Below are 25324 nucleotides of genomic sequence, written 5' to 3' on the forward strand. Positions count from 1 at the left end.
CCCTTCTTACTTATCTTTTTTGCCATTGTGAAGTTCGGTTACGAAGTGCTTTCGTTCCCCATTCATATACAACTCTCACTACAATATTTGTAACAACAATAAGTACACTCATTGCAGCTGCTGGTGCTACATTTCCTGCATCATCCATATTTACGATTGATACGGCAGCTAGTTTAAAATCAGCTGCATATAGGAATACAACTGCCGATACAGTTACCATTGAATTTACGAAGTAGTACATTACCATTTCTAAAATTGCTGGTAAACACATTGGTACTGTTACTCGGAAGAATGTTTTATAAAACGGAATACCCATCGACTGCGAAACAAGCTCAAACTCTCGGTCTAATTTCTTTAAGGCAGTCGTTGCCGTGACAAATGTTACAGAATAAAAATGAATGATATTTACTAGTACTAATACAGCGATTGTTCCGTATAAAGAATGAAACGGATTCGTTACTGATAGTCCAAGAATTTGAATCGTTGGTTGACTAAAGAAAAAGACATATCCTAATCCGAGTACTAAACCTGGTATCGCTAACGGCACTATAGAGAAAAAGTAACCTGTTTTTCTGAAAAATTGTAGCTGGTCTATTTTCTCAATTGCATATGCGAATACAAATGTTAAAATCGCCCCAATAACTGCTGTAACTGCTGAAACAATTACGCTATTTTTAAATGCTTCAAGTCCATCTCCTGTTAAACTTGAAAAATTAAAATGCTCAAATGTAAAACTCATATTATATGGCCATACTTTCACACTTGCAGCAATACCAACTGCAACAAATAATAGAATGATCATAAGTGTAATCACACTACAATATATGAATGAGATTACATCTCTTTTCTTATTAGCTATTATTCTGTATGGTACTGCTTTTGAAGATAAGAAATTCGCCTGCTTTCTTTGCGTAATACGATCAACTACAAATGCGAATATAGCTGGGATTAATAAAATCATTCCGACAGTTGCACCCATCGGCATATTTTGCTGTCCAATTACTTGTTTGTATACGTCAGTAGCAAGCACATTATATTGACCACCAACAATTTTTGGTGCCCCAAAATCAGTAAAACTAAGTGTAAACACAACAAACATTGCACTAATTAATCCGTACTTTACACTAGGTAAAGTAACCGTGAAAAATTGCTTTGTTTTACTCGCCCCTAACATATTAGAAGCTTCATATAAACGATAATCAGATCCTTGGAAGGCAATTAGCAATATAAGAAAGGCTTGTGGAAATGTATACATAACTTCAGCTATTACAATTCCTACTGGTCCATATAAAGGGATTTGTATACCTTCAAATAAACCAAACATTCCTTTCGTTACTAGCCCTTGATTACCAAATAAATATGTAAGTGCTATACCGTGCATCATCGTTGGTGCGAACAATGGTAATAACGCTACATACTGAAATACACGCTTTCCAAAAACATTCGTACGGGCAATTGCATATGCGTAAACGAATGCGATTGCAACTGAAATAATTGTTGTTGCGCCAGAAATCCATACTGTATTTTGTAAAGACTGAACTAAAGTTGGTGTTGTGAAATATTTACTGAAATTCGCTAAACCAACGAAAACTCCATCTTTATTATAAAAAGCTTGTGTAAATAGTTGTAATAGCGGTAATACAAGTATGATAAGGAAAGAAAAAATCATAACGATAATTACGAGCCTTTGGATCCATTCCTCTTTCCCTATACTTCTCTTAATCTTTTTTTTCGTACTTTCTACCTTATAGTTTTCTAACATCTCCATCTATACAACAACCTTCTTTCCATATGACAACATATGATTTTCTGAGAAAGAGATTTGAATTGGCTTCCCTTTCCTAATGGCTGTTTTTTCTACTTCTGATGCCAATATATCTACAACGATTTTCTCATTATATAGGTGTGTTTTCTCATCTATAACTCTCACTTCTGTCCGGTATACAGATCCACGAAACTCCATGCTTTCTACCATTGTTTTAATGCCATTATTTTGTACGACTGTTACATGCTCCGGACGAATTGCATGTTCTTCATTATTTTTTGAAAAGAAATTAATAGAACCAATAAAATCTGCCACAAACGGATTGGCTGGTCTTTGATAAATCTCCTCTGGTGTTCCAATCTGCATAATTTCCGCATGATTCATTACAACAATTTTATCAGCCATTGTTAATGCCTCTTCTTGATCATGCGTTACCATAATCGTCGTTACTCCTATTTTCTCTTGCAAATCACGCATTTCCCTACGTAATTTTTCACGCACTTTTGCATCTAAAGCTGATAACGGCTCATCGAGTAACAAAATATCTGGAGACAGAGCGAGCGCACGTGCAAGTGCTACTCGCTGCTGTTGTCCACCAGACATTTGAGCAGGATATTTATCTTTTACATTCAGCAAATCTACAAGTTTTAACGCATCTAGCGCTTTCTCTTTCACTTCTGCTTTCCCATATTTTTTTGTCTTTAAGCCGTATTCAATATTTTCAAGTGCTGTTAAATTCGGAAATAAAGCATACGATTGGAAAACCATTCCGAAGTTTCTCTTTCCAGGAGGCAATGCTGTAATATCTTTTCCATTCACAGCTATACTGCCAGTCGTTGGTTCCTCTAGTCCCGCTAAAATGCGAAGCAACGTCGTTTTCCCACAGCCACTCGGGCCTAATAAACAAACAAACTCATTTTTGTTCACAGTAAAAGAAATATCTTTTAACGCTGTAAATGCATCAAACTGTTTTTGAATGTGTTGAATTGATAAATATTCGCTCATTTTTCTCTCTCCCACTCACTTACTTTTTCGGTTCTGCTTTTTGGCCAAACTCTTTTTCCCATTTTTCTAAAATTTTGTCACGATTTTCTGCTGCCCATTTAAAGTCATTCTTTTTATATAATTTTTCAGTAACATCTTTCGGGAATCCCTCTGGAAGTTTATAATCATTTTTAATTGTCGCAAATCCATTTTTCTCAAAGTATAACTTCATTACATCATCAGTAATTGCCCAATCTAAAAATGCTTGTGCTAATTTATCATTTTTCGTATTATCTTTCTTAATAAGTGCGTTCGCTTCTACTTCCCACCCCAATCCTTCTTTCGGCAGTACAACTTCAACTGGTGCACCTTTTTGTTTCTCTTTTAAAGCACTATAAACCATTGATACACCGACTGGATATTCACCTGCTCCTGCTAATTTCGCTGGTTTTGATCCTGAATGCGTATAACTTGCCATATTATCATGAAGTTTCTTCATGTAATCCCAGCCTTTATCTTCACCCATGATTTGTAGCCATGCAGAAACTGTTAAAAATCCTGTTCCAGATGATGCTGGATGTGGCATAACAAGTGTTCCTTTATACTCTGGTTTCGTTAAATCTTCATATGATTCTGGCATCGGTAAATTTTTCTTCTTTAACTCTTCTTTATTTACAGCAATCCCCGTCATAAATGCAGTATTTCCTACCCATTTTTCAGGTTGCTTATCATCTTTAAATTGCGGAAGAACACGATCTGCTCCTTTTGGAGAGTATCCTTTTAACATATCTTTTTTATCTAAAGCTAATAGACTTGATGCCGCAGTTCCCCATACAACATCTGCTTGTGTATTTTTCCCTTCAGCTAGCAATTTCGCAGTAATAACTCCTGTTGAATCACGTACAATGTTCAATTTCACATCAGGATATTTCTTTTTAAAGGAATCAAGATAAATTGGTACAAGCTCTTCTTCAATTGCTGTGTAAACAGTTAATGATCCAGATAATTTGTCATCTTTCACTTTCGCTCCAGCACTTTCTTCCTTCTTTGCACCACACCCCATTAATAACGAAAATACCATTCCAGTCGCTACAGCTTTAAAGATTGTTTTTTTCACTGTTTCTCTCTCCTTTTACAAATCTTATGTACAACTCAAATATAAACAACTAGTGTAAAAGCAGTATTAAACCAACATTAATCTTTTGTTTGTTGTTTGTTTTTGTGTAATACGTTGCTACTTCTATGTTTTTTCGCATTTTTCTGCTAATAGAAAACACTAAATTTACAAATAATTAAAAAAACCTTTATAATCCCACAAAAAAATGAGGCGTTTGTAAAAAACGCCTCATTTTTGTTTCCCTTTTTTTGAATTACGATTAGCATACTTTGCGCTATTTTCTCCTTCATACTCTAATGCAAATTCTGCATCTGGTAAGCTTTCTTTCGGAGTTTTATTATTATTGATTGCCGCATTTTGTTTCACTTTTCTTTTTACCAATACATTCACCTGCTCTCAAGAAATCACTTTCTACTCTAGTTTGAAACAACTTAAAATAATTATTACTGGCAAGTGTTAACAAGTACATAAGAGGCGTTAGATGGAAATACTACGTATGAAGAAATCATTATAAAAAGGAGCGATAATTTTGAAGAAAAAAGAAAAGATTCAATCACCAATTTTAGACGAAACGCTCCCGCATCAAATGAATTTTCCATCTTTTAAAGGAACAGGAAAAACGATGCAACAACCTTTTGTGAATCAATATGATGTTGTAATTGGAGACAGTAAATATAATTCCGAGAACAGTCCACTTAACAATTGGAGTGATAAAATAGATCCTGCCATTATGGCTGGCGATGAGTGGATCCATCCGACAAATGATATTGGGTGGATTTCAGAAGAAAATCAAGAGTTACTAAAAAACGAAGTGGATAATAAAAATGAAGCTTTTATGCATCCACAATTTGGAATTAACGACTAAAAAACCATTCTACCTAACGTAGGTAGAATGGTTTCATACTATCCAATAATAATCCGCTCTTTCGGGTATTTATAGCGAGGTGGTTGTTCCCTTCCACCACTAGCTAAAATAAATGTTAAAATACCAACGCGTCCGATAAACATAAGCACAATAAGTACAAGTTTCCCAACAGTTGTTAAATCAGGCGTAACACCTGTTGATAGTCCCGTCGTTCCGAAAGCAGAACAAACTTCAACAATTAAGCTCATAAGCGGTACATTTTCCGTAATAGATAAAATGAATAGCGCAGTAGCACATAACAAAATCCCCATCGTCATAACGACAGATGCTTTCAGTACATCCTCTTCATGTAGCTGACGTTTGAAGACTCTAACTGTTCTACCGCCCCTTGCAAAGGTATATAGTGACAATATACTAACAGCAAATGTTGTTGTACGTATTCCGCCCCCAACCGAACTTGGAGATGCCCCTATAAACATTAATATACTCATAAATAAAAGCGTCGGTTGTGACAATTCACGTATATCCATCGTAGCAAGTCCACCACTTCGCGTCGTCACAGATTGGAATAATGTATAAAATACAGTTTCATGCCATGACTTTCCTACTAAAAAATGATTTCTCTCCAGTAAAAAAATCATAATTGTACCAACAACAACGAGTGCAAAAAATGTTGTTGTCGTCAATTTTGTAAATAATGAAAAACGGAATAATTGTTGTCTCCTTTTACTAAGGAATTGTTTCACTTCCATTAGCACAGGGAAACCAATCGCTCCTAAAATAATTAGTAACATATGAATCATTTGAACAATATAATCTTTTTTATAAGGAATTAATGATTGTCCTGTTAAATCAAATCCGCCGTTCGTAGTCGCACTAACAGCTGCAAAGAAACCGTGAAAATAAGCTTCTTGCCAAGTCGGAAAGTAAAGTAAAAATCTTGTACCTAATAGGATTGCTCCAATAAGTTCTATTGAAATAATTACAATCAAAATAGAACGCATCAATTCTACAAGACCCGATAAATTCCCTTGATTATGGTCTGCCATAATTAATCTTCTTCTTTGCAAACCAATCTTTTTCCCCGTAATGATCCAAACAAATGTACCAAGCGCCATAATTCCTAAGCCGCCTAATTGTAGAATAAGGGCTAAAACAATAATTCCTGCTGTAGTAAACGTATCTGAAATCGTAATAACAGACAGTCCCGTAACGCTTACCGCACTAACCGATGTAAAAAGCGCATCTATAAATGTCCATTTCACACCAGGCTTCGTAACAAACGGTAAACTAAGCAATATCACCGATACAACTACTGCTAACAAATAAAACAAAACGATGAGTTGTACAGGACGTAATTTTTGTAAAAACTTTTTTATATCTCTCATTCCATCACTTCGCTACCTTTTTTCTATCGATTAAATAAAGAAAAATCTTTACTTTCTTTATTTGTAAATAACTGCTCAAATAATTTGGCAAAGACCATTCCATATACAGTTCCATTACCTCCATACGGCAATGCGTAAAACAAATTATGTATCTTTTCGTCTTCTTTTAAAATGGGGAGACCATCATGAGTACCACCAAACGCGGCTGCCCAATAGTAGTCTGCCTGTATATTTTTATACTGCGGGAACATCTCTTTTACAATATTAATAAGGATATCACGCTTATGCAATAATTTCGTATCACCAATTGTTTGAATTTGCAGCGCTTCATCTAATCCGCCTACAATAATGCGGTTTCGATACGTTCGAAAATATAAGTAGGGCCGTGCCGTTTCCCAAATTAACGATCGCTCATGCCAGCCTTCAAACTGATCTATTTCATTTGTTACAATTGCATAAGAGGTGTCTACTGTTGTATTTTTTCTTTCTTTCTTTCCAAAAAGCGCTTCATAACCTGTCGCCATAATAATATTCTTTGCTACAATTTGATTTCCTGTTTTCGTGTAACAAATTAAATCATTTTTACGTTTTTTTATATGTATTGCCTCTGTATGTTCATATATATTAGCTCCCATTTGATTTGCTTTATGCAAAAGACTGTGCGCTAATAAATACGGATTCACCTCGGCATCACCGTGTGTATATATTGCCGCTTGTTTTATGAAAGGATAACGTTTCTTAATATCAGATTCTGTAAAATACTCAACAGGAAATCCATAATTCTGTAACGTATTGTACTCCTCTTGTAAAAATGAGACATCCTCACTTTTACTTGCATAATATAAACTACTTCTCGGAATAAAATAGGGATCAATATCGAGAGTAGGTACCACTTTCTCCATTGTCCGTAACGCTTCGTAACACAGTTTATATGCTCGTACCCCTTTTTCTTCACCAAATGTATGGATAAGTGAGGTTAACGATTTATCATGAAGAAACTGTAATACACCTACATTTGCAAATGTACTACCACATGCAATTTCTCTTTTTTCAATAAGCATTACACTCATACCTATTTTCGCTAAAGAATACGCTATATGGGCACCTGCTTCGCCACTTCCGACTACAAGCACATCACATATCATATCATTTCCTAACGGTGGATAACAAGGTACTGAAACTCCTGTATTCCAAAACAACTTACCTGTCATAAGTTTCATAATTATACTCCTAAAATATAAATTTCTCCTTTCTATGTTTTGTTATTTTTCATAAAAAAATCCAACTAACATAGGCTAGTTGGATTTTTTATTTTTAATTAGAACGCTCTTCAAGCCAATTTCCAATCGTCGGATATGTTTGTTTTACAGCTGTTCCACCGTAAACGATAGACATATGCCCTGTTGGTAAACATACATATTGTTTATCTGTGCTAGAAATATGGTCTAGTAATGCTTCTACTTGACATGGCAAAGCGATATGATCACGTTTCCCGGAAATATTTAAGACATTCGCCTTAATATTTGCAAGATCTACCTTTTGTCCGCGAATAACGAGTTCACCCTTAACCAATTTATTATTTTGATAAAAATCACGAATCCACTGTCTGTATGATTCACCTGGGAACGGAATACCATCACCAACCCACTTTTGAACCAATCTCCAGCTTTCGACGAAGCGTTCATTCTCTGAACGATCTACTAGAGCAACATATGGACCAACAAAGTTCGTAATTGGCTTTAACATTTTGTTTCCGAAATCAATCATTTCTGGCGGAATATTTCCAAATGTATCAACCGCTTTATCTAAATTGAAGTATTTCTCATCTAATAAAGGACCATACAATCCTGTTTCAGAGAAATCAAAAGGACTTGTCATGAAAATTAAATTACGAATTGGCATGTGCGGATGAAGCGCTGCATAAATAGAAGTTAGCGTTCCACCCATGCAATAACCAAGTAAAGAAATCTCGTCCGATTTTGCAGTTCGCATTACTTTTTTTACTGCTTTTGCAATATAATCAAACACGAAATCATCAAATTTCAAATGACTATCTTCTAAACCAAATGTGCCCCAATCAAGCATATATACATCAAAACCACGATCCACTAGATATTCCACTAAACTATTTCCAGGAGTTAAATCCATAATATATGGTTTATTAATAAGAGCATATATTAACAGAATTGGAACTCTTTGTGTTTTTTCTTGTTTTGGAATGTAGCGATAAAGCTTCGTCTTATTCTTCGTCCAAATAACCTCTTTCGGCGTTAATCCGACTTGCGGCTCTGGTTCACGTAATAAAATTTCACTCGCCCTTTTCACTCGGCGGTATGCTTTTCGGTACTCTTCTGGGTATAGCTCTAATTGCTTTTCCCATTCTGTTGCGAATGTAGTCATTTTTCTATCTCCTTTTTGGTCGATTTCCTTCTTAAAAAAAAGAAGTGCATTCCTGCTATGGATATGCACTTTTTTCTTACTTCATTACATATATAATCCGCCGTTAATGTTTAATTGTTGACCTGTGATATACGCACCGTCACGGCATAGGTATACTACACCTTTTGCAATTTCATCAGCTTGACCAAAACGTTTTTTCGGGATTTTTGCAACGATTTTTTGACGTACTTCTTCTGGTACTTCTGCTACCATTTCAGTATCAATAAATCCTGGACAAATAGCATTTACAGTGACATTTGTTTTTGCAAGTTCTAACGCTAATGATTTTGTAAATCCTAACATACCCGCTTTTGCTGCTGAGTAGTTTGTTTGGCCAAATCCACCTGCTTGACCAATAATAGAAGAAATGCTAATAATTCTTCCTTCTTCTGCTTCCGTTATGTATGGAAGAACCGCACTTGTCGTATTAAATACGCTGCTTAAATTCACGTCAATTACGCGCTCCCAATCTTCACGATTTAACTTTTTGAATGTACGGTCTCTTGTAATACCAGCATTATTAACAAGAATATCAACTTTACCAAAATGATTCACAGTTTCTTCTACAAGTCGGTTTGCATCTTCTACTTTAGAAACATCCGCTTGCACTGCATAAACGTCATGTCCGTCTTTTCCTAATTCATTTACTAAATTTTCAGCTGCTTCTTTACTGCTATTATAGTTAATAACTACTTTCGCTCCCTCTTGTGCTAATGCTACTGTAATTGCTTTTCCAATTCCTTTTGCTCCACCTGTTACGATTGCTACTTTTCCATTTAATTGAACCATTTCTTTTCCCCCTTAAATGAATTTGTGAACGATTGTTATGAATCATTTTGGTACTCATACTATAGAGTCCATATATAATTATGTTTCGCTGTTTATACGTGAAAAGAGATTCTCCCTCTCTCTTTTATCTGTTATAAACAAGCGCTTTTATCATTTTTTATTTTCTGGTTTATTCGCAGGCTTTACCTCTTCTTTTACAGGTACTTGTAGTTTAGCTAGTACTGCATTTTGCTTTTCTAGCAATTCTAAAATTTGATCTACTTTTGTTTCAAGCGTACGAATATCTTGTTTTACTTTCGTTACATCACGCTTTAATGTAGGAGCTTGCCCTAAAGAATCTACTTTCTCCTCTAGAAACTCCTCAATGTTATCTACTTTATTTTCTAAGTTAATAACAAGCGTAGCCACTCTTGCGATATCCTCTTTCGTCGGCACATTTACTTGTTCTAAATAGTTTTTTGTCGTATCATTTAATGCTTTTTGATAAAACAAATTCAAATCTAGAACGCTGCCCATCCAAGCAGAATATTCTTCTGTTTTAATTGTTTCATTGAGCGCTTTTCCCCAAAATGTTTCGGTTTGTTCATAAGCATTTTTCCATGCTTGTAGTGGATCGAATTTTTGATCAATCACTTTACCTACACTCCCTTTTTCGTTTTTGAAACAATTCAACCTATTCACTATTTTCTAATATTCTGAATAAAACTTCAAGTCTATATTTTATTTTTTTCTATTTTCTAACAAATGTGTTGACTTTAAAAACAGATAGGTGTAAATTGCACTTATAAGCAAAAAATTCCATCTAACTGATTCATGAGGTGATGCACAATCATGCTACAAAATGAACCAGAACAACGCGAAAGTTTGGAGAGCAACCAAGCGAAACAACCAAACTCCATGCCAAAAAACTTCTTAGTTCCCTTCTTACTTCTCTGTCTAAAAGACTGGAGTCTTCATGGTTACAAACTTATTCAAATGCTAATGGATATCGGCTTTTCTTCTGTTGACCAAGGTAATGTTTATAGAACACTACGCAAATTAGAAAAAGAAAACCTTATTTCTTCTACTTGGGATACAAGCGATGGAGGGCCGGCAAAAAGAATTTATTCTTTAACTGAATATGGAGAGCAATATTTAACAACATGTGCGACTTCTTTTGAACATTATCAAAATATGTTGCGAACGTTTTTCACGTTATACACCAATGCATTCTTTCCATTTTCTACTTCTCCAGAAAAGGATGAAAAGGATTCTTCATCTTCACCTGGTGGTACAGCAGAGTAATCTGCGTTCACAATATGCAAAAAAACATTTGGGGGTCAAACAATGGAAACTAAACCATACGAATTAGTCGATGCATTTTGGAAAAACTGGTCTCAATCACTTTCCCTTTTCTCTTCAGCTGGGAAGCAATTAGAGCAACTTACTTTAGAAACATTAAAACAACAACAAGACGCTTTGCATAAATTAACATCAGGAGTAGATGAACTAGAAAAAGAACTACAACAACTCACTGCTCAGTTCAATAACCAATATACAGATTACGTGAAACAATTAACTGGAAACTCCTTAAATGATCAAATTAACGAGTGGCAGGACAAATGGAAGGAACTTTCTGCTCATATGCATCAGCTTACTGTTTCTCCTACAAAAACATCATTGTCAATTCTTACCCAAACAAGCGGCCAATTTGAAGAAACAACAAAACAATTTATTGAGCAACAACAATTACAACGTGAAGAGGCTCAAAAACAGTTAGAGGGTTTTTTGGAAGAGTTCAAGTCAAAACAGTTGGAACTCGCAAAAAAGTTCGAGGAAAACTCAAAAAATCTATTTACTTCCATCAAGTAAGAAAAATGTGGGAGCTAACCGCAGCACAAACAAAACTCTTTCTTCCTCCTACTACATCAAGATGGCTAACATTTTTCGATATGGAAAAGAAGGAGGACAAAATGAATCCATTTCAAGAAGCACAAACTGTTCCGGAGCTTCGCTATGATGAGATTCAAGTCGGTGATCAAGCATCCCTTACAAAAACAATTACAGATGAAGATGTTATCAATTTTGCAAAATTGACTGGGGATGTGAATCCTATTCACATTTTAGATTCTTTTGCAAAAACGACAATGTTTAAAGAACGTATTGCTCACGGTATGCTCGTTTCGAGTTTTATTTCTACCATCCTTGGAACGAAACTCCCAGGCAAAAATACGATTTATTTATCCCAAAATGTTTCATTCCGTGCCCCTGTCAAAATCGGTGATACACTTCGCGTTGTGGCAGAGGTTATTAAGAAGCGTGATGATAAAAAAATCATTACGCTGCAAACAAACATATATAATCAATCAGATGATATTGTCGTGGAAGGAACAGCGACAATACTAAAAAAAGAGTAGCAAATTTGCTACTCTTTTTTCTATCCAAGAACTTCTAATCGCACCGATTACTTCCGCGTATGAGTACGTCGTTTCCACATAAAATAACGTTACCAGTTTAGATAAGAACTTAGCTGAACTGGACTACTCATAAGGATGTGTATCAACATGGTAAAAACAAACAAATTATTAGTTCCAGGTGCAGAACAAGCACTTGAACAATTTAAATATGAAATCGCACAAGAATTTGGTGTAAGCTTAGGATCTAATACAGCATCTCGTTCTAACGGTTCAGTTGGCGGTGAAGTAACAAAACGTCTTGTTGCTTTAGCTCAACAACAATTACGTGGATAATAATATAACATATGGCTTAGAGGCAGATATTCTCTGCCTCTTTCTATTTTCAACATACATAATGGTGCTTTTTCGCATACTAATCAAAACGAAAGGAGCGATCTGTAAAATGAAACGGATTAATATTAGCATGAGCCCTCCCCGCGTTCTTACTTTGTCTTTTCTTGTATTATCAGTTGTCGGCACATGTTTATTAAAACTACCCATTGCTACGACAACGTCCATTTCATGGCTCGATGCCTTATTTACAACCGTTTCCGCTTGTACTGTTACTGGGCTTGGTGTTGTAGATACTGGAAAAGTATTTACTTTGTTTGGACAATGTGTCATTTTAACGCTTATACAAGTTGGCGGGCTTGGCATTATGAGCTTTGCTGTCTTAATTGCGATTATGCTCGGAAGAAAAATCGGTCTTCAAAATCGGATTTTACTGCAACAAGCATTAAATCAAACGAATATCGGCGGCATCATCCGTCTTGCCAAAGCATTATTTTTATTCTCTTTTACAGTCGAATGTATCGCTACTATAATTCTTTCTTTTGAATGGGTACCAAAATATGGGGTTATGAAAGGGATCTATTATAGTTTTTTCCATTCAATCTCAGCCTTTAACAATGCTGGCTTTTCTGTGTGGAGCGATAATTTAATGTCCCATTCTCATAGCATTCTTGTCAATCTCGTCATTTCCTCTCTCATCATTTTAGGTGGAATTGGTTTTACAGTAATCGTAGACATAAAAAGAAAGAAAAACTTTAAAAACCTTACACTACATTCAAAACTTATGCTCTCTTCTACTCTAATCGTCAACATTATTGCTACCCTTTTTATTTTTATATTCGAGTTCCATAACTCCCTTTCTATGAGAGGTTTTACCCCATTTGAAGAAGGATTGGCCTCTTATTTTCAAGCAATTTCAACGCGAACTGCCGGGTTTAATACAGTTGATATTTCTACATTCTCAAAACCTTCTCTCCTATTAATGATGCTCCTTATGTTTATTGGTGCTGGTAGCGCTTCAACTGGTGGTGGGATTAAGTTAACAACATTTTTAATCATATTTTTTGGCGTATTTAAATTTTTACAACAACAAGAGGATATTGTCGTATTTAAAAAATCCATTAAAGATACTCTCATTGTCAAATCATTAACCATTACTATTATTTCAATTTCATTTATCTTTTTTGCTATTTTAATTTTGAGTATTACTGAGCGAGTTCCTCTATTGATGAGTGCTTTCGAAGTATTTTCAGCATTTGGGACTGTTGGCCTCAGTATGAATTTAACACCCCACTTAACTATAATCGGAAAAGCTATTATTATCTTTATGATGTTTTTCGGGAAAATGGGTCCTTTAACATTGGCTTTTTCATTTGCTCGTAAAAAGAACCTGAAAATAAAATATCCGAATGAAGATATTTTAACAGGTTGACAACCGTATAAATTATCCATATAATGAGAATACAATAACATATCTCCAAAGGGGAGTAGCGTCCAAGAATATTTCTTGGAAACAAAGTCGTCATTACGTAGAACTTAGTTCTTCCGGCTTTGTTGGCATTTTTTATTACATATGTCTAGCAAGACCTTTGCCTATTAACGGCAGAGGTCTTTTTTGCATTCACTTCCAGATTTTTCCAAAGTTAATAGGCAGGAGTATGGGGAAACTAAATAGTGGGGAAATTCTTCACTTATTTAGAACTTATAGAAATGAGAGGAGAATGTACATGGATGTATCATTATTATTGGAGTATGGTTGGGTATTACTCATCCTAATTGCACTTGAAGGGATTTTAGCGGCTGATAACGCTCTTGTTCTTGCAATTATGGTAAAACATTTACCAGAAGAAAAACGAAAGAAAGCACTATTTTATGGATTAGCGGGGGCATTTGTTTTCCGATTTGGATCGTTATTTATGATTTCGTTCTTAGTCGATGTATGGCAAGTGCAAGCAATCGGTGCCATCTACCTTATGTTTATCGCTGGTAATCACTTATTTAAAACATATGTTAAAAAGAATACAGATGAAGAAACAGAAGAAAAAGAAGCAAAGAAAAAACAAGAGAACTTTTGGTGGACTGTATTTAAAGTTGAGGTTGCTGATATCGCCTTCGCAGTTGATTCAATTTTAGCTGCTGTTGCACTAGCAATGACTTTACCAAAAACAGGATTAGGTACAATTGGTAGTCTTGATACTGGGCAATTCGCTGTTATCTTTGTAGGTGGACTTATCGGATTAATCATTATGCGATTTGCAGCAACTGCTTTCGTACAAATCTTAAAACGTAAACCAGGACTTGAAACCGCAGCATTCTTAATTGTAGGTTGGGTTGGTGTGAAGCTAGCAGTTTATACATTAGCACACCCTGCATTAAATGTAATTCCACATTCATTCCCAGAATCCACTCCGTGGAAGCTTACATTCTGGATTGTATTAGTCGGAATCGCAGTTGGTGGTTGGTTCTTCTCAAAAGAAGTAGAAGTAAAAGTAGAAAAGAATTTAGACGAAAAAGCGCTGTAATTACAGCGCTTTTTCTTTTTTCTTTCTTCCTCTCAATGTCCAGAAAAAATTCCATTATACTACCCTTTGTAAACGTTTTCTTGATGTATGTATGTCCTTTTTGTGAAACATTGCACAAACTTATTGAAAGTGAGAACAATTCCATGTACTTTATTCATATAAGGAGTATTTATAGAAGATTTACTAAAGGAGCGTATTACTCATGCTAGAACAAGGACTAGATTATGTTGTCAAACTGGCTAAAAGCAAAAAGAAAATACTAGATACAAACCCAATGCAATATTTCATTCGTGCTGCACTTGCGGGTATTTATATCGGTTTTATTATTGTACTATGTTTTAAATTAGGTAACTTTTTTCACATTGCAGATTCACCAGCAACTTATTTAGCCGCTTCTATGTTTTTCGGGATTGCTCTCGTACTTATTATATATGGCGGTGCTGAATTGTTTACTGGGAACACAATGTACTTTACTGTAGCAACTTTAAGAAAAGAAACAACGATTTCTGATACACTACGTAACTGGGTTGCTTGTTATGCAGGTAACTTAGCCGGCGCGTTATTCTTTGCCTTACTATTTTACGCAACTGGAATTTTTGAAGCAATTGATCACGGTCACTTAATGAGTAAAGTCGTTGAAGGAAAGATGAACACACCTACAATGCAGTTATTCTTTAAAGCCATTTTATGTAACTGGCTCGTATGTCTTGCTTGTTTCTTACCTTCTCAGGTTAAAGGTGACACAGCAAAAATAATAGTCATGATGCTACTTGTTTTCACATTCTTCTTATCTGGTTACGAACATAGTATTGCAAACTTATCACTCTTTGCTTTATCTTTAGTTTCACCGCATCCTGAGACAATTTCTTTTTCAGGTGCTATTCATAACTTAATTCCTGTTACAATCGGTAACATTATTGGCGGATCAGTATTTGTTGGTATGGTATACCACTACTTAACAAAGAAAACACCTGAAGTTCAACAGGAAGAAACTGAAATCGCAGCAGCTCAACAAGAAGAGATTATTCCTTTACAAGCACATATGAAACATTAAAAACTCCAAAGTTTTACTTTGGAGTTTTTAGCTTCCCACGTATTTAACAACAAGGTGAGGATTAATTTCTCCTTCTTCTTTTCCCTTATCCATTCTCTGTTTCATCTTGTGCATACCGATGACATCATTCGTATGAAGGTGAATTTCATTCACATATAATCCCTCTGTACAAAAAGCTTCTACAAAATCTAGTCCATTTTTTGCTTTCCACCCCATATTAAAATCAAGGGAAAGAATATTCACATCATAATTCCGAACCATTTGCAAGGCACATTCTACCGTAGTTGCGGACACATACCCGAACGGGCAACTTCTTTGATCATCCATATATACGTTCATTTTCGATTCCCTCTCTAATTTGAATAAACAGCTAATACATAGCACATTGCCCCAAGACTAATAAAAGGACCAAATGGAATTGGCTTTCGTACTTCTATACGTTTTAATCCGATACCAATCCCGAAAAAACAAAGACTAAAACAAGATGCTAAAAATAAAACGATAAAAACTCCCTTCACTCCTACTATAAAACCAAGTAACGAAAGTAGTTTTATATCTCCTCCGCCAAGCCCTTCTGGATATATCTTTTGCATGCAATATAACAAAAGGAATATAACACCACTACCAACTATACTATCTGTCCAAGTAACTAATTGTACAAAAACACTTTCGAGAATGAGTAAAACCGCAAACGAAATTAAAATACAATCAGGAATTAACATATATAAGTAATCTGTAACTGAAATAATAAGAAGTAGCGAAAAAAGGGATAAAATGATAATAAGTTCTCGTTCTATTCCAATCATATACACGGTAAGAAGAAATATACTTCCTGTTATACATTCAAATGCTACATATATAATTGGAATTTTCCTCTTACAATTCGTACAACAGCCTCTTTGTATATAAAATGAAATGATGGGGATTAGTTCTTTTGGCCTTAGCACATATTTGCAATAATAACAATGTGAACGCGGGGTAATAATAGACGCACCTAATGGAACCCTCACCGCAACTAACATAAAAAAAGAACCAAACACCATCCCTGCTAACAGTGCATATAAATAAGTGAACATCCCTTCCTCTCCTTTCCCAAAAAACATAGCAAAAAAAGGAGAGAACTTCTACTTCATATTATCCTTTATTCTACTAAAAAAGCAGGCCATTTTCCGGCCTGCTTTCCCCTCTTTTATACGATGAAATATACTGCTTTTAATGGTCCATGTACTCCGACAACAAGATTCATCTCAATGTCAGCCGAGTTACTTGGCCCTGTAATAAAGTTAATACAAGATGCCGCTGTCTCCCCATTTTCTACGCGTGAGTTCATATCCTGAACTGCTTGTGTAATACGAGGCACAAGTGTTTCACGTGGAATAATAGCAAAATATACAGTCGGTAAAAAGTGTAAAGAACGTCCCTGCCCTTTATGACTTTGTACAACAATTGTACCAGATTCGGCTAATGTATAATCACTAAATGCAATACCAATATTCGCTTTTTCAGCTAAACGCATATTTTCGTCTTTTCTCTCTGGATCCCATACGTTTACTTCAACGTCTCGCTTTGGAAGTTCTTCTTTAAATAAAGATGTTAAACCATATGCATCAAAACGATCATCTGCTGATAATAAAATAGGTCCCCCGCCGTTTTCCATGATTACTTTTTGAAGGTCTTCACCTAAACGGTCATTTGTCGTTTCTACTACAGTTGTATGAATGTTTGTACATTGCTTTTTAAACACTTCTAGTAATTCTTCTTGTGAATAATCTTTTAACGTTTCTATATTCACATTACTTTTCCATACTGGACGCTCTACACCTTCTGTTTTACGTGCGCGCCCAAGTTCTTTTGCAATGTTATCTAGAAAGGCATCACGGTTTTGAATTAATCCTGTCATTATTTATCCCCGCCTTTCTTATGATCTTTATACCAATCACGGAATCGTTCTTTACTTGGAGCTGGGAATTCACGAATATCCGTCCAGTTTTTAAGTGGTCCAACACCTTTTGATACACGATTACCAGATGTAAATGGACTCATTGCCGCTGGTGCCATTTTTGAACCCATTTTATATAAAGCAGCTGAAGAAGCACCCATACTAAACATTTTCATCGCTAGTTTTTCTGCAAGTGGTGCACGACCTTCTTGCTCAACGATGACTTGACGATGTTTTAATAATAAATCATGCAATGGAATTTTTACTGGACAAGCTTCTGTACATGCTCCGCATAAACTAGATGCATAAGGAAGCTCTTTGTAATCATCATATCCACCTAGAAGCGGTGTTAATACCGCACCGATTGGTCCTGAGTAAATCGATCCATATGAATGTCCACCAACGTGACGATATACAGGACATACGTTAACACAAGCAGCGCAACGAATACATTGTAATACGGAACGGAATTCAGATCCAAGAATTTGAGAGCGACCATTATCAACAACCACTAAATGGAATTCTTCAGGTCCATCAACTTCCTCTTCTTGAATTGGTCCTGCTACTGTTACATAACTTGTTAATTTTTGACCTACTGCACTACGACATAGTAAACCAACTAAAACATCTAATTCTTCCATTGTCGGAACCATACGTTCCATACCCATTACCGCAATTTGTGTTTTAGGAATTGACATAACAAGATCTGCATTACCTTCATTCGTTACTAAACAAAGAGATCCAGTATTGGCAACAGCAAAGTTACAACCAGTTACACCAATTTCTGCATCCATAAATTTCTCACGAAGTTGTTTACGAACAAACTTTGTCATTTCATATGGGTCATCAGAATTTTCATAGCCTAGCTTTTCTTTAAATACATCGCGAATTTGCGTTCTATTTTTATGAAGTGCAGGTGCAATAATATGTGAAGGTGGATCATTATCTACTTGCAAGATATACTCTCCTAAGTCACTCTCTAATACTTCACAGCCAATCTCTTCAAGCGCATGGTTCATACTAATTTCTTCTGTTACCATCGACTTTGATTTTACTACTTTTTTCGCTTGTTTCTTTTTGGCAACGTCTTGAATATACTTTGCAGCTTCCTCTTTCGTCTTCGCAAAGTACACGTGTCCGCCTCTTTTTGATACATTTTCACTTAACTGCATTAAGTAATAATCCAGATTTTCTAACGTATGTTGACGAATTTGTTCACCTAGTTCACGCCACTCTTCCCAGTTTCCTAATTCATCTGCAGCTTTTAAGCGATTCGTATATAAACGCGTTTGTGCAGAAGATACTGCTCCGCGCATAAACGAATCTTGAATTCCATCACCAACGCGATCATTAAATTTTTTCTCACTGATTTTCATAGACATAGCTTACGTTCCCCCTTCATGAGCGACTATTCAGTACCTCAGCAATATGCATTACTTTTACTTCTTTTCCTAAACGCTCAATACGTCCGCCAATGTTTAACAAACACCCACAATCTGCACCGATTAAATAATCTGCACCTGTTTCCATGACACTATCTACTTTTTCGTCTACCATTTGCTCAGAAATTGGAGTCATCTTAACTGAAAACGTTCCCCCAAACCCGCAACAATTTTGCACGTTTGGCAAATCTCTCACAGTTAATCCTTTTACATTTGATAATAAAATTCCTGGTGCTTCTTTTACTCCAAGCATACGCGTCATATGACATGATTTATGAATAGTAGCTATCCCTGGTAAACTTGCACCAACATCTGTAACTTTTAAAACATCTACAATAAACTGTGTAAATTCATAAGTTTTATCAGCAACTTTTTGTGCACGTTTAGCCCACTTTGGATCATCTTTGAAAACATGCGGATACTCATGAAACATTGTCGCACAAGAACCAGATGGCGTAACAATATATTCTGCATCTTCGAAAGTTTCAATCATATGTTTCATCGCTTCTTTTGCTGCTTCTACATGGCCGCTATTATAAGCAGGCTGCCCACAACAAACTTGTGCTTCTGGAAATTCAATTTCACAACCTAAACGCTCCAACACTTCAACTGTTGCTTTGCCGACATTTGTTTCAAACATATCGACTAAACAAGTAACAAATAAAGTAACTTTCATAACTATTACTCCCCCTTTTTACAACTTCACCAACAAACATATGGTCATCAGATGACTTAGTAGAGAAGAAATAGGCTCAACCATGGCCTATCCTCTCCCTCTTCTAAAGAAAACGCTTACTTAATCTTTCTCTATTTTATCAGAAAATTAAATTTTTAAAAGATTAAATTACGAATTTATATCGTTTTTACCTGTGACAATATGTTCTACATTTGTTAAATGATCTAGCATTGCTTGCTGCGCTAATTCTACATCTTGTTTTAACACCGCATCATATATAACTTGATGCTCTTCTATAAGTCGTTCTGATGTCGTTTGTTCACCATATAAAATAATGCGTCTTGATTCACCAATTGTTTCAGCAATCATCTCTGAAACATGATTCATGAGTTCAAGCAAAATGTTATTATGCGAAGACTCTGCAATTCCCATATGAAATTGAAAATCGGCTTTTTCGCCAGCCTTTTCATCTCCAATGCTCTTTGCCATTTCATCTAACCAATGTTTCATATTTTGTAAATTATCTTCCGTACGTTTTGCCGCCGCTACTCGAACTGCCCCCACTTCAAGCACCTTTCGTACTTCTAATAAATTCAAAATATCTTCTTTCTTCATTAATAATCTATTGTTTAATGATTTCGTTAATGAAGAAGAATCGAAGTTCTTCACATATGTACCTTCTCCTTGTTTCATCTCAATTAAGCCCATCGCTCTTAGCGCACTTAGCGCTTCACGAACAGCAGATCTGCCAACTTGAAACTGCTCAGCTAATTGATGCACAGGGAGTAGTTTGTCACCAGGTTTTAACGTACCATTTTTAATCATTGTTAAAATAGCTTCAGATACTTCTTCGTAAATTTTTTTCGGTTTAATAGATTTGTACTCCAGTTAAATCACCTCAGTATCTTCCAAACAACAATTGAAACGATTTATAAGAACTTTGCATCATAACTATTTTAGACCGAATTGATAAGAAGTACAAATGTTTTGTTCATAAAATAGTCAAATTTTCGATATTTATTACATATTAATTTATATTTTACGTGTAAAGTGAAACTTTAATCAGTGGGGTTTTGTTCATCGCCCACTGATTATTAGCTCTCACCAATCGGGCTTTTACGGGCAGCAGGGCCTCCACCTAACTTCTTTGCTTCCGTTGAATTTTGAGGTGAGTATCTTACTGCCCGGCGAATAGCGGGATAAATATTTTCTTCAATAAAAAGAACATGTCCTAAAAATTAGAACATGCTCCCCTCATCCTGTACATTCAGTTTAATAATAACCGTTGTTCCCTTATCTTTTTCACTTTCAATTTTCCACTGTCCACCATGTATATGAACAATTTGTTTCACAATAGCAAGGCCTAAACCTGTTCCACCGTGTTGACGACTTCTCGCTTTATCAACTCGGTAAAAGCGTTCTCCAAGATTCTCCAAATGTTCTATATCAATACCAATTCCTGTATCTTTTATTTTTAATTCACAGTAATCATCGATTTGCTCTAAAGTTATAACGATATTTCCTTTTTGATTTGTATACCGTATCGCATTATCTAACACATTATGAAGCACTTGTTGCATACGATCCTCATCAATCATGACAATGACCTCTGGATTTAAATTGGTTGAAATATGAATTTCCTTTTCTATAAACTTAATCTCATACGTATCTAATACGTCTTCAATCAGCTGTGAAAAAACGATAGGTTGCTTCTTTAACGGAAAGTGCTCACCTTCTAATTGTGCTAAGTCTAACAAGTCATGAACGAGACGCTGCATACGACCTGCTTCTTTATGAATTAGCTGCGTTACTTTTTCCTGCTGCGGTCCCTTTGCAACACCATCTAAAATAGCCTCGCTATACCCTTTTATATAACTAAGTGGTGTTCTAAGTTCATGCGAAACATTTGCTAAAAATTCCTTACGCTTTACATCTTCTGTTTCTAATGAATTTGCCATTTTATTAAATGCTTTTCCTAATCGTCCAATTTCATCCTCTGAAGAAACTGTAATCCGCTCCGAAAAATCTCCCGTAGCCAAATGATTTGCAACCCGCTCCATTTGCGAAAGTGGCTTCGTAATTGCAATTATAATTTTCCTTCCAACCCATATCGTAATTAAAATCATAGCAATTGCTAACGGTGCTAAAATAAGACCCATATCATAGATTAAATCTTTTATACTTTTTAAAGGAATATAAGAATAGACAATTCCGACTAATTTTTTATTTTCCAATACAGGGATGACAACCCCCATAATATTACGGTCAAAATGTTCTTCATATCCTATTTTTGTCACAGTTTTCCCGTCTAATAGCGTTTGCCTATCTCCTTCACTTATAAGAGAATGATGATGCACATCAAAAGGCAAACATGCACTTAAATCACGCGGATTAGACACGAAAATAACGTCTGAACTAGATATTTGATCAAACGATCTTACTTTCTCTTCAAAAGTTGATATTCCTTCACGCTTATCATATTGAGCAGCAAGACTTTTTCCTTCCATTACTAACGAAGCTTTTAAATTATCAACGTATAATTTTTCATACGAGTATAAAGATACGAAATAAAGAAAGGACACTGTTACACATACTGCACATACTACTGTAAGCCAAAGTTTTTGTACCATCGTAAACATACGTTACACCTCAAATTTATAGCCTACACCCCAAACAGTTTGAATGTAGTTTCCACTTTCTCCAAGCTTCAAGCGCATCGTTTTCACATGCGTATCTACCGTTCTTGTACTTCCGGCATAATCATATCCCCATACCTTTTCAAGTAATTGCTCCCGGCTAAATACTTGTCCTGTATGTTGGCAAAGAAAATATAATAAATCAAACTCTTTTACAGTAAGAGAAATCGGCTCACCACCCGCCTCTATTCGTCTACTTTTTTCATTGATAAGAATTGGTCCAAATTGAATCTCTTCTTGCTGTTCTTGCTTTGTATATCTTCTTAGCACAGCTTCCATACGGGCAACCAATTCACCAGGACTAAACGGTTTTACAATATAGTCATCTGCTCCCATACGTAAGCCGTTCACCCTATTCCACTCTTCACCTTTTGCCGTTAAAAATATAATCGGCACATCTGACGTTTTTCTAATTTCTTTACAAACTGAAAGTCCATCCATTTCTGGCATCATTATATCTAATACAACGAAATCATAATGATCCGTTTCTAGTTTTTTAAGAGCCTCTTTTCCATTCTCAGCTTCTCCCCACTCATATCCAAAGTTATCCAAATACATTCCAACAAGCTGTCTCATATCACTTTCATCATCTACAACTAGCACTCTATATTTATTCATTGTCCTTCCCTTCCCTCTCTATGAGTTGAAACGGTCCTTTTCCGACTTTAATTGTTTGTTTTATTTTCAAATTCTTCATATCTATAACGCACACTTCATCACTATCATAACTGGCTACATACCCTTCTGCTCCGCTCTCAAAAAATGCAAATGGATTCGACCCTACTTCTACAGAAGCTATTTCTTTATATGTGCTAATATCAAACTTTCTAAGTGTATTCGATCCATGACTGAGTGCATATACGTACTTACTATCCTTCGTTATATTCACAGGCATAAATGGAGCGTGTAAAGAACGCACCATTTCTCCACTCTGTAAAGAATACACTAACACTTTCTCATTTACTTGATTTCCATCACCATGTCCGCCAATCCATATTTCTTTCCCATCAGGACTAATCGTCGCTCCTGTTGATGCTGGCGGAATCATAAAGGATTGAATAACTTCTTTTTTCTTCGTATCAATTGTCGTTAGTTTCATATCATAAAAGTTTAGTACAGATAACCGATTCTGATACTCTACCATCGTTATAGGCCCTTTTCCTGTTGAAACACTTCCTGTCTCTTTCCCATTTATCGTAAAGAACCTTACCTTTTGAACATTTTGATCAGCAGCAAATAATTGTTTTTTATCTGCTGATACCACCACATTTACAATGCCCTTTCCAGTTTTATATTTTCCCACTTGCCTTCCTTCCGCTAGTGAATATACATACATATATTCTAATTGCTTACCGTATACAAGTATTTCATCGCCATTTGGAAGCAGTGTGATTCCGGCCATTGGCTCATTTAGTTCCCATGTCGTAATTAACTTTTTATCTTTTTTATCAATAAAACTAATGCTGCCTTCTTTTATATTCGTAGTTATAATAACATTTTTATCTTTAGCAATTGGTGTATATGAACTTCCTTGACACCCTACTAGTAGAAATAAAAAACAGAGAAGAAAAACATACTTTCTCAAAAGATTCCCTCCATCTTCGGATGATTTCGTTATAATTGTAAAATAACAAATAAATGTGTGGAAAGTGTGAAATTTCCCTTTCTTACTCAATTTACATATATAATGTACAACAAATAGAATTTGAGGTGTGTCAATTATGCTATTTCCTGATTTAGCGAATAAAATTGTACGAGAAGTACGCAGACTAATTACAGAAAATATTATTATCATTAATATAGAAGGCGTTATTATCGCAAGTACAGATACAGAAAGAATTGGTCAATTTCATGAAGGTGCACTCCGCTGCGCCAAACAAAAGAAAACCGTCATCATTACAAAAGAAGATGAAAGGCGATTGCAAGGTGTAAAGGCTGGGATGAATCTTCCTTTATTATTTCATGATGAAGTAATTGGTGTCATTGGGATTACAGGAGAACCTGAAAATATTTCACGCTACGGAGAAATATTGCGTAAGATGACCGAATTATTAATTCATGAAAACTACTTTTTAGAGCAACTAGAACTTGAGCACCGTTCTTATGAAGCTTTTGTCTTTGATTGGCTTCAAAATACAGAGTGGTCCCCGAGTTTTCTTGATCGCGCCAAAACACTTGGCATTGATTTATATAAGAAAAAACAACTTATTTTGTTTTCTATTGGCAAAAATGACACGATGCTCCAGCGTAAAATATGGCAACACATACGTAATATTTTAACAAAAGAGCATCTATTTGTTCGTTGGGGAAATGATCGTTTTATTTTATTTACAGCAACGAGCTCAAAAGAGCAAACTTATCAATTTTTAAAACGGTTAAAACAAGACTGCGAAACTTTATTTTCTATTTCTTTATATATCGGGATTGGACAAACAGTTACCTCAAACAATATGAACATATGTTACGAACAAGCATTACGCGCTCTTTCTGTATCATTGGAAACGAAAAAAATTGTATTTAATGAAGATTTACGTTTAGAAATGTGTTTACAAGATATTTCTGTCGAAACGCGTGAACAATTTCTAGAGCGTACCATCGAAAACTTATTATCATTTCCTGAGCTTATGCAAACTTTACGCTTATTTATCGATTATAACCAATCTTATAAACAGACGGCTAAACAATTACATATACACATTAACACATTACATTACAGGCTAAAAAAGATTGAAGAACATACAGGACTTGATCCAAAACAATTCAAAGACTTAAACGTTTTGTACTTCGCACTTCTCCTATTAGATAATTATACAAAAAAGAATGATAAAACAGATTAATCTTTAGATGATCATACATAGAAAGAATCTCTCGACTTTTTTATCATTATAATGAAAGCACTGTTACCACGTTGTTTATTATAAC

Annotated in this window: 27 protein-coding genes; 9 read left to right on the plus strand and 18 right to left on the minus strand. The window is 35.4% G+C overall.

Features of this window, described 5'->3' with window-relative positions; translation table 11 throughout:
• Nucleotides 1–10: 10 nt before the first annotated feature.
• The 4 genes from ACTFSL_RS02570 to ACTFSL_RS02585 all read right to left on the minus strand — a co-directional run bounded on the left by ACTFSL_RS02570 (nt 11) and on the right by ACTFSL_RS02585 (nt 4247).
• Complete coding sequence (locus tag ACTFSL_RS02570; RefSeq protein ID WP_000425532.1) at nt 11–1768, minus strand: putative 2-aminoethylphosphonate ABC transporter permease subunit; 1758 nt, start codon at nt 1766–1768, stop codon at nt 11–13.
• Entirely contained in the window at nt 1769–2770 is a 1002-nt protein-coding gene (locus ACTFSL_RS02575; protein WP_061456940.1) for a putative 2-aminoethylphosphonate ABC transporter ATP-binding protein, read from the minus strand.
• A 19-nt stretch (nt 2771–2789) separates the two neighbouring features.
• A complete protein-coding gene (locus ACTFSL_RS02580; RefSeq protein ID WP_119683124.1) occupies nt 2790–3866 on the minus strand; it encodes a putative 2-aminoethylphosphonate ABC transporter substrate-binding protein in 1077 nt (358 codons plus the stop codon).
• Between the two features lie 228 nt (nt 3867–4094).
• The gene (locus ACTFSL_RS02585; RefSeq protein WP_000240799.1) at nt 4095–4247 is read right to left on the minus strand and encodes a hypothetical protein; all 153 of its coding nucleotides are present in this window, start codon (nt 4245–4247) and stop codon (nt 4095–4097) included.
• Between the two features lie 148 nt (nt 4248–4395).
• Here ACTFSL_RS02585 and ACTFSL_RS02590 point away from each other — a divergent pair, with 148 nt between their 5' ends.
• Nucleotides 4396–4731, plus strand: a complete 336-nt coding sequence (locus tag ACTFSL_RS02590) for a DUF3905 domain-containing protein (protein ID WP_119683123.1) — start codon at nt 4396–4398, stop codon at nt 4729–4731.
• A gap of 38 nt (nt 4732–4769) precedes the next feature.
• Here ACTFSL_RS02590 and ACTFSL_RS02595 read toward each other — a convergent pair whose 3' ends face one another.
• The 5 genes from ACTFSL_RS02595 to phaR form a co-directional block, all read right to left on the minus strand.
• A complete protein-coding gene (locus ACTFSL_RS02595; RefSeq protein WP_001204707.1) occupies nt 4770–6119 on the minus strand; it encodes a TrkH family potassium uptake protein in 1350 nt (449 codons plus the stop codon).
• Between the two features lie 23 nt (nt 6120–6142).
• Nucleotides 6143–7339, minus strand: coding sequence for an NAD(P)/FAD-dependent oxidoreductase (locus ACTFSL_RS02600; RefSeq protein ID WP_071741067.1), 1197 nt, complete (start codon nt 7337–7339; stop codon nt 6143–6145).
• Between the two features lie 94 nt (nt 7340–7433).
• A complete protein-coding gene (gene phaC / locus ACTFSL_RS02605) occupies nt 7434–8519 on the minus strand; it encodes a class III poly(R)-hydroxyalkanoic acid synthase subunit PhaC (protein ID WP_000206336.1) in 1086 nt (361 codons plus the stop codon).
• Nucleotides 8520–8603: 84 nt separating this feature from the next.
• Nucleotides 8604–9347 carry an acetoacetyl-CoA reductase gene (locus tag ACTFSL_RS02610; protein WP_000250409.1) on the minus strand — a complete coding sequence of 248 codons (744 nt, stop codon included), beginning with the start codon at nt 9345–9347 and terminating at the stop codon, nt 8604–8606.
• A gap of 150 nt (nt 9348–9497) precedes the next feature.
• On the minus strand, nt 9498–9980 hold the full coding sequence (gene phaR / locus ACTFSL_RS02615) for a polyhydroxyalkanoic acid synthase subunit PhaR (protein WP_000566942.1): 483 nt from the start codon (nt 9978–9980) through the stop codon (nt 9498–9500).
• Nucleotides 9981–10178: 198 nt separating this feature from the next.
• Between phaR and phaQ the strand changes: the two genes are divergently transcribed.
• The 7 genes from phaQ (at nt 10179) to ACTFSL_RS02650 (ending at nt 15649) form a co-directional block, all read left to right on the plus strand.
• Nucleotides 10179–10631, plus strand: coding sequence for a poly-beta-hydroxybutyrate-responsive repressor (phaQ, locus tag ACTFSL_RS02620; protein WP_000939955.1), 453 nt, complete (start codon nt 10179–10181; stop codon nt 10629–10631).
• Between the two features lie 42 nt (nt 10632–10673).
• Nucleotides 10674–11198 carry a polyhydroxyalkanoic acid inclusion protein PhaP gene (phaP, locus tag ACTFSL_RS02625; RefSeq protein ID WP_000448594.1) on the plus strand — a complete coding sequence of 175 codons (525 nt, stop codon included), beginning with the start codon at nt 10674–10676 and terminating at the stop codon, nt 11196–11198.
• 101 nt (nt 11199–11299) lie between these two features.
• Complete coding sequence (locus tag ACTFSL_RS02630; protein WP_001067916.1) at nt 11300–11743, plus strand: MaoC family dehydratase; 444 nt, start codon at nt 11300–11302, stop codon at nt 11741–11743.
• 147 nt (nt 11744–11890) lie between these two features.
• A complete protein-coding gene (locus ACTFSL_RS02635) occupies nt 11891–12076 on the plus strand; it encodes an alpha/beta-type small acid-soluble spore protein (RefSeq protein WP_000241212.1) in 186 nt (61 codons plus the stop codon).
• A gap of 109 nt (nt 12077–12185) precedes the next feature.
• Nucleotides 12186–13505 carry a TrkH family potassium uptake protein gene (locus tag ACTFSL_RS02640; RefSeq protein WP_119683122.1) on the plus strand — a complete coding sequence of 440 codons (1320 nt, stop codon included), beginning with the start codon at nt 12186–12188 and terminating at the stop codon, nt 13503–13505.
• 295 nt (nt 13506–13800) lie between these two features.
• Nucleotides 13801–14595 (plus strand): TerC family protein, encoded by a 795-nt coding sequence (locus ACTFSL_RS02645; RefSeq protein WP_000383314.1) that lies wholly within the window; start codon nt 13801–13803, stop codon nt 14593–14595.
• A 202-nt stretch (nt 14596–14797) separates the two neighbouring features.
• Nucleotides 14798–15649 (plus strand): formate/nitrite transporter family protein, encoded by an 852-nt coding sequence (locus tag ACTFSL_RS02650; protein WP_000893026.1) that lies wholly within the window; start codon nt 14798–14800, stop codon nt 15647–15649.
• A 27-nt stretch (nt 15650–15676) separates the two neighbouring features.
• Here the strand turns inward: ACTFSL_RS02650 and ACTFSL_RS02655 are convergent, their stop codons facing one another.
• The 9 genes from ACTFSL_RS02655 to ACTFSL_RS02695 all read right to left on the minus strand — a co-directional run bounded on the left by ACTFSL_RS02655 (nt 15677) and on the right by ACTFSL_RS02695 (nt 23987).
• On the minus strand, nt 15677–15988 hold the full coding sequence (locus ACTFSL_RS02655; protein WP_119683121.1) for a cyclic-phosphate processing receiver domain-containing protein: 312 nt from the start codon (nt 15986–15988) through the stop codon (nt 15677–15679).
• A gap of 14 nt (nt 15989–16002) precedes the next feature.
• Nucleotides 16003–16725 carry a prepilin peptidase gene (locus ACTFSL_RS02660; protein WP_000495726.1) on the minus strand — a complete coding sequence of 241 codons (723 nt, stop codon included), beginning with the start codon at nt 16723–16725 and terminating at the stop codon, nt 16003–16005.
• Nucleotides 16726–16838: 113 nt separating this feature from the next.
• A complete protein-coding gene (locus tag ACTFSL_RS02665) occupies nt 16839–17549 on the minus strand; it encodes a LutC/YkgG family protein (protein ID WP_000147187.1) in 711 nt (236 codons plus the stop codon).
• Nucleotides 17549–18970: a LutB/LldF family L-lactate oxidation iron-sulfur protein gene (locus ACTFSL_RS02670; RefSeq protein WP_000061930.1), complete on the minus strand. Its 1422-nt coding sequence runs from the start codon at nt 18968–18970 to the stop codon at nt 17549–17551. The genes ACTFSL_RS02665 and ACTFSL_RS02670 overlap by 1 nt, the downstream gene beginning before the upstream one ends.
• A 16-nt stretch (nt 18971–18986) precedes the next feature.
• A complete protein-coding gene (locus ACTFSL_RS02675) occupies nt 18987–19706 on the minus strand; it encodes a (Fe-S)-binding protein (RefSeq protein WP_000869148.1) in 720 nt (239 codons plus the stop codon).
• Nucleotides 19707–19874: 168 nt separating this feature from the next.
• Nucleotides 19875–20564, minus strand: a complete 690-nt coding sequence (locus ACTFSL_RS02680; protein WP_254904515.1) for a FadR/GntR family transcriptional regulator — start codon at nt 20562–20564, stop codon at nt 19875–19877.
• Nucleotides 20565–20944: 380 nt separating this feature from the next.
• Complete coding sequence (locus tag ACTFSL_RS02685) at nt 20945–22345, minus strand: sensor histidine kinase (RefSeq protein ID WP_000494796.1); 1401 nt, start codon at nt 22343–22345, stop codon at nt 20945–20947.
• A gap of 3 nt (nt 22346–22348) precedes the next feature.
• Complete coding sequence (locus tag ACTFSL_RS02690) at nt 22349–23020, minus strand: response regulator transcription factor (RefSeq protein WP_001046398.1); 672 nt, start codon at nt 23018–23020, stop codon at nt 22349–22351.
• Entirely contained in the window at nt 23013–23987 is a 975-nt protein-coding gene (locus ACTFSL_RS02695; RefSeq protein WP_440041119.1) for a YncE family protein, read from the minus strand. Before ACTFSL_RS02695 ends, ACTFSL_RS02690 begins: the two co-directional genes overlap by 8 nt.
• 136 nt (nt 23988–24123) lie before the next feature.
• Here ACTFSL_RS02695 and ACTFSL_RS02700 point away from each other — a divergent pair, with 136 nt between their 5' ends.
• Complete coding sequence (locus tag ACTFSL_RS02700) at nt 24124–25239, plus strand: CdaR family transcriptional regulator (RefSeq protein ID WP_440041120.1); 1116 nt, start codon at nt 24124–24126, stop codon at nt 25237–25239.
• Nucleotides 25240–25324 lie beyond the last annotated feature (85 nt).

It is taken from the genome of Bacillus cereus group sp. MYBK108-1 (assembly GCF_051917185.1).
In the GTDB taxonomy this organism is placed as follows: domain Bacteria; phylum Bacillota; class Bacilli; order Bacillales; family Bacillaceae_G; genus Bacillus_A; species Bacillus_A cereus.